We start from the raw sequence: 14,211 nt of genomic DNA on the forward strand, positions 1-14,211 counted from the left end.
AGAAAATCATTTATAATACAAAATAAATGCCATGGAGAATAAGAAGCATAACATCGGGATCATCGGATTAGGGCCCATTGGTCAGACGCTAGCGGTACATTTCAATCTTGCCGGTTGTGAAGTTGCCGTTACCGATCTCGACAGGGATAAACTGAACCTCATTCGCAAAGAGGGAATGGAGCTTGTTTCGAAGATTGAAAAAAAATCATTCTTCAAGTATGTTTGCTACTCAGTGGAGGAGATGCTGGAGCTTGATTCTGACATCCTTATTTCTTCTGTCAAAGACTATCATGTCGATAAGATCGTAAAGATCATCGAAAAGAATCTGAAAAAGGAAATTCTCCTGCTCAGCGCCCAGAACGGGATCGACATCGAAAAAAAGTACCAGGTACATTTCTCCAAATCCTCCATCCTCAGGATGGTGATCAATTTTGCAGGGAATCTCCAGGCCCCGAATGTAACAGCGATCAACTTTTTCAATCCTCCCAATTATGTCGGGTCGATGGACGATTCGCAGGAAGAACTGGCACAGTGGCTTGCAAAAACCCTGACAAGTGCAGACCTTTTAACAGAACAGGTGAACTCCTTTACACTAAACGACAAGATCTGGGAAAAAACAATCCTGAATGCTGCTTTAAGTCCTTTGTGCGCCATCTCCAGGCTTACTATGAAAGAAGCCATGAACAATGCTGACACCCTTGAAGTCATCGAACAGATCCTCTATGAAGCGGTACAGGTTGCGTGTGCCGAAGACATCAAGCTGCCGGATAATTTCATCAAGCTGGCCATCAGATACCTCAGCAGTGCCGGGAACCATATGCCTTCACTTGCGGTCGACCTGATCAATAAACGGGAAACCGAGATCAATTTCATGAATGGTAAAATAGTTGACTATGGCCGGAAACATTACATCAAAACACCGATAAACCTTGTACTTACCAACCTGGTCAATGCCATTTCCTGCAAGGATGGCGTAGGGAAATGCAAGTAAGATCATTAGAAAGAATCACATATAAAACTGACTCATATGGATAAGAAAATATATTCGTGGCAGATGACGGTACAGGATACGGATTTTCAGCTTACCGAAAGTCCATTTCCGGAACTTGAAGTGCAGGAAGCGCTGGTTAAAATTGCCGGATGCGGGGTTTGCCATACCGACATCAGCTTCTGGCACTACGGGGTGAAAACAAAGAAAGAGCTTCCCCTGACGCTTGGCCATGAGATCAGCGGAACGGTCATTGCCGGCCCGGGAGAATGGGTCGGGAAAAACGTGATCATTCCTGCCGTGCTGCCCTGCGGCGATTGCGAACTGTGTAAAAAGGGACGGAGCAATATGTGCCAGAAACAGCTTATGCCCGGGAATGATTTTCACGGTGGGTTTGCCTCGCATATCAAGGTTCCTGCCCGTTTTCTCTGTCCCGTCCCTGACCTGCTTTTGACAAAATACCCCCTCGAAAAACTATCAGTTATCGCAGATGCCATCTCCACACCCTACCAGGTAATTAAAAAATCAGAACTTGAAGCCGGGGATCTTGCCATCGTTATAGGCGTTGGCGGGGTTGGCATTTATGCGGCCCTGATCGCCCGGATCTTCGGTGCAAAAGTGCTTGCCCTGGATATCGACGATGCCAAGCTGGCTATGGCCAGGAACAATGGGGTGGATGCAATCCTGAATGTGAAGGGGCTGGATATTAAAACAGTCAAGGATAATGTCCGGGAGATTGCAAAAGGGCTGGGAGTTTCACGTTACGGCTGGAAGATCTTCGAAGTTTCAGGCACAAAACCCGGCCAGGAACTGGGCTTCAACCTGATCACCTTCACCTCTACCCTTTCCATTGTCGGATTTACCCTCGACAGAACCGAAGTTCGCCTGAGCAACCTGATGGCTTTTGACGCCAAACTGATCGGGACCTGGGGCTGCAAGCCGGAACTCTATCCTGAAGTCGTTGATCTGATCACGACAGGCAAGCTGAAGATAGATGATTTTATTGAAACTTTCCCTATGTCGAAAATCAACGAGGTATTCCGTAATACCCTGAACCATGTTTACCGGAAGAGATCCATACTGGTACCCGACTTCGATTAATCCAGAAATTATTAACTCAAAAATAAGATACCATGTTAGCAAATCACAATCTTACCGACATCACATACAAGGAGATCCTGTTTGAAAAACGTCCCTGTAAGGATCTTAACGGCAATCCCGTCGAAGGCCTGTTCAACGCCTGGATCATTCTGAATAACCCCCAGCAGTATAATTCTTACACAACCAATGCTGTCAAAGATGTGATCCTTGCCATGCGGGAAGCCTCCAACGATCGGAGCGTCGTGGCTATCGTCTTTACCGGGGTGGGCGATAAAGCCTTCTGCACCGGCGGGAATACGAAGGAGTACGCTGAGTACTATGCCGGGAATCCCCAGGAATACAAACAATACATGCGTCTTTTCAACGACATGGTCTCATCCATTCTCATGAACGATAAACCTGTGGTTTGCAGGGTGAATGGGATGCGGATCGGTGGTGGCCAGGAGATCGGGATGGCCTGTGACTTTTCCATTGCACAGGATTTCGCACGGTTCGGGCAGGCCGGCCCGAAGCACGGAAGCGCACCCGACGGAGGGGCGACCGATTTTCTTCCGCTTTTCGCGGGCATTGAAAACGCCATATTCTCCTGTACTGTATGTGACCCGTGGTCAGCCTACGAGGCATCGCGCTGGGGTTTAATAATTGAAGTAGTGCCTGCATTGAAAGTAAACGGGGAATTCATCCCGAATCCTCTTGTTTATACTGATCAGTGGGTAAACAGCAAAGGCCAGATCATCTACGGGAAGATGAAATCAGGAGAAGAACTGGCTAAGGGAAAAGAAATGATGAAAGCGGGTGAAATGGACCTTTCGATGTTAGACCAGGCCGTGGAACGCTTATGCACCAAACTTATGTATCTCATGCCAAATTGTCTTAGCAAAACGCTGAATTCATTGCGGAAATTTAAGCTTGAACACTGGGATAAGAACAAAGAAAACAACCGTGACTGGCTTGCGCTGAATATGATGACTGAGGGCAAAGCCGGTTTCCGGGCATTTAACGACGGCCCGAAAGATAAACGGGAAGTTGATTTCATAAAGCTTCGGCGGATGCTTGCCCAAGGCCATGAATGGAACGACGAGCTCATCCGTGCGATTTCCCCTCAATTTCAGTAAACAATAAAATCCCGAGAGTGTATGCAAAAGATCAAAGTTGAATATTTATACGAGGATACCGTTGCCAGGGTGATCCTGGATGACGGAAAAGCCAATATCCTGGATGGTATCATGATGGGCGAGATCACGGAGTTCCTGGTTTCCCTGAAAAACAAAAAGGATATCAAACTGGTGACCTTCGAAGGGGCTGGTAATAACTTCTCTTACGGGGCCAGTGTGGCCGAACATACGAAAGACAAGGCCGCCGGAATGCTGGAGGGTTTTCACAGGATGTTTTATACCCTCATCGACCTCCACATCCCCACGCTGGCCAAGTTATCAGGCCAGTGTCTCGGAGGCGGGTTTGAACTGCCGCTCGCCTGCAATTTTATTTTTGCAGACAAGAGTGCAAAGATCGGCCAGCCGGAAATTATCCTGGGTGTGTTTGCACCCCCGGCCTCTATCATGTTACCCCTTAAGGTGGGAAATGCCAGGGCGGAAGAATTGCTTATCACCGGAAAAATTATCTCTGCTGATGAGGCAAAATCCATGGGGCTTGTCAATGAAGTTTTTGAAGACAAGGCTGCCATGGATGCCGCCACGGATGATTGGATCCGGAAAAATATCCTCGGGAAGAGCGCTTCATCCCTGCGTTTTGCCACCAGGGCGGCCAGGGCCTCCTTTGATTTCTTCATGCTGAAACATCTTCCGTGCTTTTCTGACATGTACCTGAAGGAAATGATGGAAACCCATGATGCCAATGAAGGGATCAATGCATTTATTGAAAAGAGAAAACCTATTTGGAAAAATTGTTAATGAAACTATATAAATATTGAAAACCGATGAGTGAAAAAGTAATCCAGGACAAGAGCGAACTCGTAAGATTGCGGTCGGCGAATGATCTTCGCACGACAATGGACGGGTATTTTGCAAGACTGAAAGAAGCTGCTGAAACCGGGAGCCGGAAGATCGCCTGGTGCACGAGCGTCGGGCCGGCCGAACTGCTGTATTCAATGGGGTTCGAGGTCTATTTTCCCGAAAATCACGGCGCCATGCTGGGCGCCGGCAAGAATGCCGACAAGTATATCCCTACGGCAGTCGCCCACGGTTATTCACCCGATATCTGTTCTTACCTTACCAGCGATATCGGCGCTTTCCTGCAAAATGAAACACCGCTCCAGAAGAGCGGCTTCAGTTCGGTTCCCCGGCCCGATATCCTTGTTTTTAATACAAATCAGTGCCGTGAGGTGGAAGACTGGTTCAGCTTTTACTCCAGGCATTTTAATGTCCCCATCGTTGGAATTCATACCCCTTTATGCATCCACGACCTGAGCCCGGAGATCATTAAAAGCGTTTCAGACCAGTACCATCGGATTATTCCTGAAATAGAAAAAGTGGCAGGGAGAAAATTCGACATGGACAGCTTCAGGGAAACCGTCGGTTTATCCCATGATGGCTGCGTACTTTGGAAACAGGTGCTGCAAAAAGCAAAGCACCTGCCGTCGCCCATCAATTTCTTTGACGCTGCCATCCATATGGGGCCTATCGTTATCATGCGGGGCACAAAATATGCTGTCGATTATTACAAAATCCTCCTGGCGGAACTGGAAGAGAGGATTGAAAACAATATCAGCGCAGTTCCAGTAGAACGATTCAGGATATACTGGGAGGGTATGCCGATTTGGTACAAGCTGAGTAATATGGCCAAATTATTTGCTAAGCTCGACACTTGCCTTGTCGCTTCAACCTATTGTAACAGTTGGGTATTTGATGATCTCGACCCTGCTAACCCGTTTGAATCCTCCGCCCTGGCCTACAGCAAACTCTTTATTGTCCGGTCGGATTCGGTAAAAGAAAATGTCCTGGAACAATTGCTAAAGGAATTCACTGTTCATGGGATCATCTACCATGAATCCAAGACCTGCGCACGGAATTCCAATAATCGTTACGGGCTGCAAAACCGCCTGTCCAAAAAGACCGGCATCCCGTACCTTGAGATCAACGGCGACCTCAACGATCCGCGCTGCTACTCCGAGGAACAAAGTATCATTGCCATCGAAACATTTATCGATCAATTAGCAGGAATGGTAAAACAGGCGTAATTTACAGTTTACAATTTACGATTTACAAACTTAAAATTTAAATCTTAAACCTTAAAACTGAATATGTACCGGCTGGGCATAGATCTCGGGTCATCTTATACAAAAGGGGTCCTGGTTGATGAGAACAACCGGATGACTAATTTTCTATGCGTAAAATCGGGATATAACTTCAATAATGCCTCAGCGAAAATCATCGCCCATTTCTCGGAAAAGCATGAGATCGAATACCCTGTTTATACATGTGGTTACGGCCGTGAACAGATCCAGGCCAGTTTTATCCCCAATTCGGAATTGATCGCACTTTCCAGGGCGGTGTACCAGATATATCAGCACGCTTGTTCTATCATCGACATTGGCGGGCAGGATACGAAATTTATCCAGGTGAATGCACTCGGCCAGGTTGATAAATTCAAGATGAACCGGAAATGTGCAGCCGGGACAGGTTCCTTCCTGGAGGAAATTGCTTTCCGGTTGGATGTGACACCCGCGGAATTCACGGAGTTTGCAAAGGATGCCACCCAGGAGGTGAAGATCAACAGTTTCTGCACCGTATTTGCCATTTCGGAAATCATCGGCATGATCAAGAACGGAACCACTTTGCCGAATATCATCATCGGCATTTACAACTCCATTATTTTAAGATCGATAGAGATGTCGCTGGTTGAGGATCACCTGGTAATCACCGGCGGGTTACCGGCGATGCACCCGATTATCGTCAGCCTTTTCAAAGATAGATATCCCGATTCTGAGAGCCCTGAGCACTCACAGTTCCTTGCTGCTTATGGGTGCGTGCTTTTAAACAGTAAGAGATCATAATAACCATTCAACTCAGCATATGAACAAACAACCGAAAGAAGTAGTGATCGTAAGTGCGGCAAGAACACCGATTGGCAAACACGGCGGCTATTACAATTACCTGCCTGCCGAAGACCTGGCCGTTCTGGCGGTATATGAAGCCATTATGCGATCCGGGATAGACCTGGCGAAGACCAGGATTGACCAGGTGGTTGCCGGGATGATCTACATCGATTCGCTGAGCCAGCAGATTTACCTGCCGAGAAATGTTGCGGTAAGGGTTGCAGAAAAATTTAATGATAAAGAGAACCTGCGCGTAGCCCCGGGGAAGACTACCGTGCGAATTTGCGGGACCGGCTTCCAGGTGCTGGCCGACGGGTTCGACCAATTGATGTCGGATACTGAAAATGCAAGTTGCGTCTTGTCGTTTGCCACCGAGAACATGTCGCAGACCAACCTGGTCCATCAGGGACGCAGGAAAAAGGACAGCGTCTGGGATTTCGAAGATGCCCCGCTCCGGGATTACCTGATGGAGGGATTCAACCATAACCTCTTCAAAACACTGATGCCGAAAACTGCCGAATTATATGGTACACAGACAGGGATCACACGCAAAGACTGTGATGAATTTTCATACCTCAGCCATACCCGTGCCATGAAGGCCCAGTCGAAGCAATGGAACAGGTTTGCCAGTCCCGGTTCAAACGATTATCTGCAGGGCATTTTCACTCTCGACACCGTTGATCAGGCCGGTAATGCCATCAGCGTTTGGCGGGATGAAGGGACCAAGTACGATATCAGTTTGGATGAACTGGCCAACCTGCGTCCTATGCTTAAACCCGATGGGCTGGTAACGCCCGGCAACGCGAGCCAGATCAGCGATGGCGCAGCAGCAGCCTTGCTGATGGAGCGCACCTTCGCCGATAAACACCACATCCCCTACCTGGCAAAGATCAAAGGGTACCAGTTCTCCACGGTTCCGCCCGAGATCATGGGCCAAGGCCCGGTACCTGCCATTCATAATCTTCTTGCAAAGCTGGATATGAAAAAAGAGGAGATCGACCTGTTTGAGGTCAATGAGGCATTTGCCGCACAGTACCTGGGCGTTGAGAAGGAACTCGGGCTCCCGCGCGAGCGTACGAATGTAAACGGGGGCGCCATTGCCATAGGGCACAACATTGCCGCCTCCGGCCTGCGCATCACCATCGACCTTATTTATGAATTAAAACGGCAGGGACTGAAAACCGGCATCGCATCCGCCTGTATCGGCGGGGGCCAGGGCGGAGCAATCTGCGTGGAAATTGTTTAGTTAGCGCAATGTTTTAATAACCAGACAGACCACTTGACAATGAAACAAAAGGCAGAAGCGAAATGACAGAATTAAAAGAAATAAAATTTGGAACTGCATGATAGTAAGATCGTTAATTTTAATCTAAAAAAATATAATGGCTGAAAAAAGTATAAAACAGATACTTAGTCTTTGGCAGGAAGATAAAGAGCACTATAAAACCACAGAAGTTGGATCAGGTGTTCAAAAGTTTGTCAAAGAGGTTTTAAAAAGCCATGAACTTTTTGACTTGGGTGAAGGTAAGCTTAACACACCCGTCAATAAAAGAAAAAACGAGTTTCTTGAAGAAACCAAAAATAAAGGAAGACGGGCTGATATAGTAATTTTTATTGACGGTGATATTATTATTCCTGTCGAAGTTGAAAAACACGGCAATATCGAAGCTGGTAAACTTCAGCTTTTTCAGTATCAGAGCGACTGGATTAAAAAATACGGGCTTCTTACTGACGGTGACGAATGGCGCTTTTACAACAATCGTTTCCCCGTAAAAAGTTTCAGGATAAAAGACATACTGCATGATCCTACTGACCTGCTCACTTTTTGGAAAGAGTATGTACAACCTGAATATTACTATCGTTCATTTTTTGAAAAGAAAGGTCAATTTGAATTTTTTGAAAAAGATATTCCAAAGGTTGATGATGTTCGCGAAGATTTTTTTAATGACATCACTAAACTTATTGAGAATTTTAAAAACAAACTAAACCTGAAAGGTTATTTCAAAGAAGTAAAAGAGGAAATAGAAAGAGAAAAGAAAGCTGTTGAAATCACTTATGCTTATTTGATTCAGTTTATCTTATACAAAGTTTTGGTAGATAATGGCTTTTCTGATTTTGCTGAAGATTGGAACCAACGGCTTAATAGTATTGATAAAGAAATTAAGTCTGAAAGTTACCATAGCGTTTTATCATTAATAAAAACTATAAGCGATAAAATCTCTGATAAAATTTATAAGCGGTTCAACGACGAACAGCTTATGATTAATGAGAAATTGAAAGATATCCTGGCACAGCCCAAAACAGAGATCGCTGATGTTTCCGTTTGGCTTGATATTATTCTCTTCATTAACCGTTACGATTTTGCCAATGTCCAAAATGAGATATTTGGTTATGTTTATGAGAATTATCTGAAAGACCTTTATCTTGACGAAAAGAAGGGCCAGTATTTTACCGATCCGCATGTAGTTGAGTTCATGCTCAACGAAATGGGCTATAATAAAAAAAATCTCCAAAATCGATATGCAAAAGACAAAGACAGCATTTCTATAATTGACCCATCCTGCGGTTCAGGTACTTTTCTTTATAATGCTACCAACCGTATTATTGATGCTTTTTTTGATCAAAGCAACGCATCTGCAAAACAATCGGAACAAATAATCAACGATAACATTTTTGGGCTTGATATTGCCGAGTTTCCGCTGTACCTTGCAGAAATGAATATTCTAATGCGGATGCTTCCGATAATATTCAACAAGCGTTATAATAACCCCGTTGACCAAAAAATAAAAGTATTCAAAACCCGCGATAGTATTGCGGAATTTTTAGATACTGCATTAAAAAACACAATAACTGATATTAATGCTGCATTTAAAAAACAACAAATACAATTAGATTTATTCACTAAAACGCTTGATTTGGGTTATGATAGTTTTATGCGAGACAAGAGTGATTTGAATAACTTAAAGGAGAGTCTTGAAAATAAAAATAAAAAGGTTCGATATCGTTATGATTTTGTAATAGGAAATCCGCCTTATGTGGGTTATAATGAAATCTCAAAACAAAAATTACTTTTTATTCAATTATTGCAATCTAAAAAATTGCAAATGAGCGATATTTATGGTGTTAATTTAAATACAGTACCTGGCAGGACTAAAGCTTATGCCCCGAAACCCAATTTATATTCCTTTTTTATTGCTTTAGGTCTTGCATTGCTTAAAGATGGTGGTAAACTTTGTTATATTATTCCTCAAACAATTTTAACTTCAACGGATTTAGATGTTCTTCGATATCATCTCTCTAACTTTTTAACAATAGAAAAAATAATAACATTCAGTTGTAATATGTTTATTGGTCGAGGCATTAAACAAGATAAACCTATCCCAACATCAAGTTTGATTTTTATTGTAAGTAAAAAACCTCCTGCAAGAATTGTTGAAGTGGATATAATTAATTATTTGAAAGAAGACGATGATATAATTACGTGCCTGAATAATATCAACAAAAAGAAACAAATCTTATATACAAGAATTACACAAAACCAGTTGAAGCAAAATATTAACAACTGGAATTTTATAAAGTTTACGCCGGCAATAAAAGAATTCTTTAAAGAATACAACCTTAAAGAAACTTTTGATATTTATCGACTTGATGCTTATTCTAAGAAATATTTTAACTCAAACTTTTATTTTGATAAAGGCCTAATTTATCCCAAGGATAAAATTACAGATGAAATAAAAGATGGTTCTACTTTCTACAAACAAATCGAATCGAATCAAAAAAATTATCTTTTACAATCATCAGACAAATTTATTGCGAAGAAGAATATCTCACTTCCAAAAGGCGCACAAGGATTTAAAGTATATGATTCAAAATATAAGATTGTATGGCGCTACATGAATACTGAAAAATTTCATTTCTGTGATTATGATGTGATGATAAATCATAACTGGATTTTGATTTCGTCAGACAATAAAAAGGAAATGGAATATATCTTTTCTATTTTAAATTCAAAAGTGACAAATTTTACCTTCTTTAATTTACTAAGCAGTGATAATGAAAAAAGTTTTCAAATTGGAATAAAATCCATCAAAGAGTTTTGTAGAATACCACGTATCAATGATTGGAATGAAAAAATAAAAATTGAAATTATTTCTGCAACTGAACAATTACTCGAAATGGAGAAGCAATATTTTTCTGATATAATTGATTTCAAAGGAATAATGCTCCAAAAGTATGATGATATTGAAGTTTCAGGGAGCAACCTCATTATTAGCTACAAAGGAAAAGAAACAAAGTGTAAAATTCTTGACCAGGTTGAATTAGTTAAAGGAATAGTTACCAGCCTCGTAAAACCTGTTCTTATTAATGAAGGAGAAACAGGCAATGTTTCGGTATTAAAATCCCTTCCAGCATTCGATAAAGAATATCAGGCTCAATTAAAAGATTACATTGATAACCTGGTTTACGCACTTTATTTCAAAATAAAACTACCCGAACTCGGGTTTGATAAAGCAGCGGAAATCAAAAAAGCATGCAGTAAACATAAATTCTATCAACTTGTAAACACAAAATAAAATGAATAGGGAAGAACACGAGCAAAATTATAACCTGCTTAAATTTCAGCAGGGCCTCAAAGAATATATTTTCCTAACCCGTTCCGGCTACCGCCATTTCTTTGTCTTAGGCAAAGACCTTAAAGATGCGGAAGAAAACTTCATGCGCATTAACGAAATAAAACGTAACGGATTTACCCTTGAAGATTTGCCCATCCGGCTTGAATACAACAAAGAAAAATGCAAAGAATGGAGCATGGATAACTTTTGGGCAAATAATGAAAACAAAAAAAATGAAATAAATCTTACGCAATTGTAGGTACATTGTATTGGAAAACAAAGCACGAAACGCTAACAGAAACAAAAAATTAATGACCCAATAAAGAAGTATCATGGGAACTGTTTTTTCATTCGGGAACAAACTACTTCAAAAGGAAGTCGCGAAACTGAACAACATCAAAAAAATCGCCATCATCGGTTCGGGGACCATGGGTATTGGAATCGGTATCGACATTCTTAATAAAACGGGGTATGATGTCATTTTCATTGACGTGGCCGACAGTGCGCTGGAAAGGGCTTCAAGAGATATCGGCAGCCATTTTTCCAGCCTGGCGGATGGCGGCAGAATGCTGGAGGAACAGGCAAAAGCATGTCTTGCGCGGGTTTCCTATACGAAGGATTTCGCTCTCCTGGGCCAGGCAGAGATCATCTGGGAGGTAGCCACCGAACGGATCGACGTCAAGAAAGTGATTTTCGGGAACATCGGGAAATATGCCGACCCGAAAAAACTGGTATTTATCTTTTCCAACACATCATCGCATACTACTGCCGAACTGGCTGTCCTTTTCAACGACATGTATCTCAGGGATAAATTCCTGACCGGCCATGGTTATTTCCCGTTCCATGCAAACCGCCTGTTTGATGTTATGAAGGGGAAATATGCCACGGAAGAGACCTTCACAGCCGGGGTTGCATTCGCCGAACAGGTGCTGGAAAAGAAAGTCATTGCCCTGCGAAATGACCATCACGGTTACGTGGCCGACCCCATCTTTGAAGGTATGGGAGTTATCATGCAGTGGGATGTAAAAACCGCGCAGGACCTGGTGGAACTGCCCCAGGTATTTGAACTGCTTACGGCCAACCCGTTCCAGGTACTCGACCGTACAGGCCATATGCCTTATACCGAGTGCGCCAAACATATGGGCAAAGCACTTCCGGCCCATGACCGGCTGAAGAGCCTCTACAACCAGGATGGCAGACATTACCCGCAATGGATCGAATATCTGGAGAAATCTGGGAGGATCGGCATTAATTCAAAAGAGAAGGAAGGTTTCTTCAAATGGACAGGAGCAGCAAACCGGGAAAAGGTCACCGGCGTTTATGACCCCGTAAGTAAGTCCTATATTGCTCTCCCTGAGCCAAATCATCTTGATTACTGGTCATTGTCGGAAGCAACGGCCCTGGATTACAGGGAATCAACCATCAAAGGGATCCGCGGACTGATACATATCGCGGAATCCAATGATAAGGGAGGCCGGACTTTCAGAAGATATGTGATCCCCGTCATGCTTTATGCGCTTGACCTTATCCAGGACCGGTACGCAACAGCCGCCGACATCGATTCTTCCACGAAGGTCGGGCTGCGATTTAAATTCGGGCTATGCGAGATCATTGACAAGTTCCTGGATCATTTCGGGATAGACGGTTTCATCAGGCTGGTTAAAAAATCAGGGCATGAAAATCCCGACAGGCTTGAACTCTATGATCTTGACGGGAAGATGGGTCCGCGAAAAGACAAACCATCGATCCTGCATACCATGAAGAGCAATGGCTGGTCAAATCTACTTGGTTACGGCCGTATCTATAGTACCCCGGTCAGCCAGCGCAACTTTTCAACCGGGGAGATGGATATTTATTATAACGATCTGCGTTACATTTATCCCTCCAAAAAGGAGAGGGTTGCCTCTGTTATTTTTGATAATCCGCTTCGCGGAAATGTCTGGAACCGGAACACTTTAGACCAGTTGGATCATGCAATTGGAATTTCGGTCGGGCTGTATGAAAAAGGGCTGTTGGGCGCTTTGCTTTTTACCGCTTCAGGCAAGGGAATGCGCATGCTCGGGGCCGATGCCAGGCAGTTCAATAAGGGATGGTTCGATGCAAAAACAGGGTACAAATTCGTTGGCGAGCAGGAAGTATCTTATTTCACAAAAGCCGGGATGAAACTGTTCCGGTTCATCCAGGAGATGCCGGTCTGGACCATCGGAGTCTTCGGAGAGAAATGGGGCGGCGGTGCTGAATTCAACTATTTCCTGAACCAGAGGTTTGACCTGGTGATGAGTGGGGTTGAATTTGACTCCCTCAAAAGGAAAAACGTTTTCCGGATCAAAAAGAACTATAACCAGCCCGAGATCGAATACGGGATACTGGGAGGCTTTGGCGCCGTGCAGGAGCTGGTGCGCCTCGGATTCGGGGAATCCCTCATAGATGAGCTTTTCCTGCAGGGATTGACGGCAACGCGTGCTTATGAGCTCGGGCTTTCAAACGGGATCAGCGAGGATGAATACGAATTGCTGGAGCGGGCATTCGAATTGGCAAGGCTGAAACAGAAATATGCCGTTCCTTATTCGGTAGCCCTTTATAACCTTCAGAAAAAGAACGCATTTGCCGAAGGGTGTAACGATGAGCGTCTGACCGGTGAAACCGGTGAAACATTCAATCCCGCAAAAAATCCTTATATTTCCACGGCGTTATTGCGCCTGCTTAACATGGGAGGACAAAATCCCCCGCTGAACCTTTCGGTACAGGGCAAATTGCCCGGCTGGGAGAATAATTATGACAAACTTTACGATCTTTAAGAACTATATCATTTAACTGTTTCTGGAAAAAATGAAAAATTTGTAACTTTACACTGGCTAAGGCATAGTTATGCCACATATTTACATGAGACGGGAATTGACAACAGGTTCATATAGGAGTTACCCGGGCACAAGAGCAGCCGTACGATGGAGATATACACACATGTCAGTTCCCGGAGCATACAGCTTATTCGCAATCCTTTTAACGATTTATTACAATCAAAATATAACAACTCATATAACACGCTACTCTTCATCGCCTATTCACATACCTATTGGCATGTATATAGGACTAAGGGGATAGCGGGTATAAGGTAGTTGAACTAAACCGCCGCTGGCGGTGGTCTTTCAAGCATTTCTCTCTGTTTCAGGATATTTCGTATAAGGCAATATGTTAAACCTTAAAACATATTGCTATGGGTACTTTACGAAAACAACTGATTCAGCAGATGCAGCTGAAAGGTTACAGTCCGGTAACCATCAAAACGTATGTGAGTAACATCGCGCAAATTGCATCATTTTACAATACGCCTGCGGACCTGCTTACGGTTGATCAAATCCGGGATTACATCTTGCTTAACATCACAGGGAAGAAACTAAGTAAATCATGGATGAATTCGACCATCAGCGCTGTTAAAATTCTTTTTTGTGAGGTGT

General features: G+C 43.6%; 11 protein-coding genes. All 11 read left to right on the forward strand.

Annotated elements, in window-relative coordinates:
• Positions 1–31: 31 nt before the first annotated feature.
• On the forward strand, positions 32–991 hold the full coding sequence (locus M0Q51_14050; GenBank protein MCK9401099.1) for a 2-dehydropantoate 2-reductase: 960 nt from the start codon (positions 32–34) through the stop codon (positions 989–991).
• 36 nt (positions 992–1,027) lie between these two features.
• The gene (had, locus tag M0Q51_14055) at positions 1,028–2,089 is read left to right on the forward strand and encodes a 6-hydroxycyclohex-1-ene-1-carbonyl-CoA dehydrogenase (protein MCK9401100.1); all 1,062 of its coding nucleotides are present in this window, start codon (positions 1,028–1,030) and stop codon (positions 2,087–2,089) included.
• A gap of 32 nt (positions 2,090–2,121) precedes the next feature.
• Positions 2,122–3,204: a 6-oxocyclohex-1-ene-1-carbonyl-CoA hydratase gene (gene oah / locus M0Q51_14060; GenBank protein MCK9401101.1), complete on the forward strand. Its 1,083-nt coding sequence runs from the start codon at positions 2,122–2,124 to the stop codon at positions 3,202–3,204.
• 21 nt (positions 3,205–3,225) lie between these two features.
• Complete coding sequence (locus tag M0Q51_14065; protein MCK9401102.1) at positions 3,226–3,999, forward strand: enoyl-CoA hydratase-related protein; 774 nt, start codon at positions 3,226–3,228, stop codon at positions 3,997–3,999.
• A gap of 26 nt (positions 4,000–4,025) precedes the next feature.
• Positions 4,026–5,285, forward strand: coding sequence for a 2-hydroxyacyl-CoA dehydratase family protein (locus M0Q51_14070; protein ID MCK9401103.1), 1,260 nt, complete (start codon positions 4,026–4,028; stop codon positions 5,283–5,285).
• 63 nt (positions 5,286–5,348) lie between these two features.
• Positions 5,349–6,101, forward strand: a complete 753-nt coding sequence (locus M0Q51_14075; protein MCK9401104.1) for an acyl-CoA dehydratase activase — start codon at positions 5,349–5,351, stop codon at positions 6,099–6,101.
• Positions 6,102–6,120: 19 nt separating this feature from the next.
• Positions 6,121–7,389: a thiolase family protein gene (locus tag M0Q51_14080; protein MCK9401105.1), complete on the forward strand. Its 1,269-nt coding sequence runs from the start codon at positions 6,121–6,123 to the stop codon at positions 7,387–7,389.
• Positions 7,390–7,525: 136 nt separating this feature from the next.
• Positions 7,526–10,717 (forward strand): N-6 DNA methylase, encoded by a 3,192-nt coding sequence (locus M0Q51_14085; protein MCK9401106.1) that lies wholly within the window; start codon positions 7,526–7,528, stop codon positions 10,715–10,717.
• 1 nt (position 10,718) lies between these two features.
• Positions 10,719–11,015, forward strand: coding sequence for a hypothetical protein (locus M0Q51_14090; GenBank protein ID MCK9401107.1), 297 nt, complete (start codon positions 10,719–10,721; stop codon positions 11,013–11,015).
• A gap of 73 nt (positions 11,016–11,088) precedes the next feature.
• Positions 11,089–13,554 carry a 3-hydroxyacyl-CoA dehydrogenase NAD-binding domain-containing protein gene (locus tag M0Q51_14095; GenBank protein ID MCK9401108.1) on the forward strand — a complete coding sequence of 822 codons (2,466 nt, stop codon included), beginning with the start codon at positions 11,089–11,091 and terminating at the stop codon, positions 13,552–13,554.
• 416 nt (positions 13,555–13,970) lie between these two features.
• Positions 13,971–14,211 (forward strand): phage integrase N-terminal SAM-like domain-containing protein (locus M0Q51_14100; GenBank protein ID MCK9401109.1); only part of this gene is annotated, 241 nt, incomplete at its 3' end.

This window comes from Bacteroidales bacterium (assembly GCA_023229505.1).
Lineage (GTDB): Bacteria > Bacteroidota > Bacteroidia > Bacteroidales > JAGOPY01 > JAGOPY01.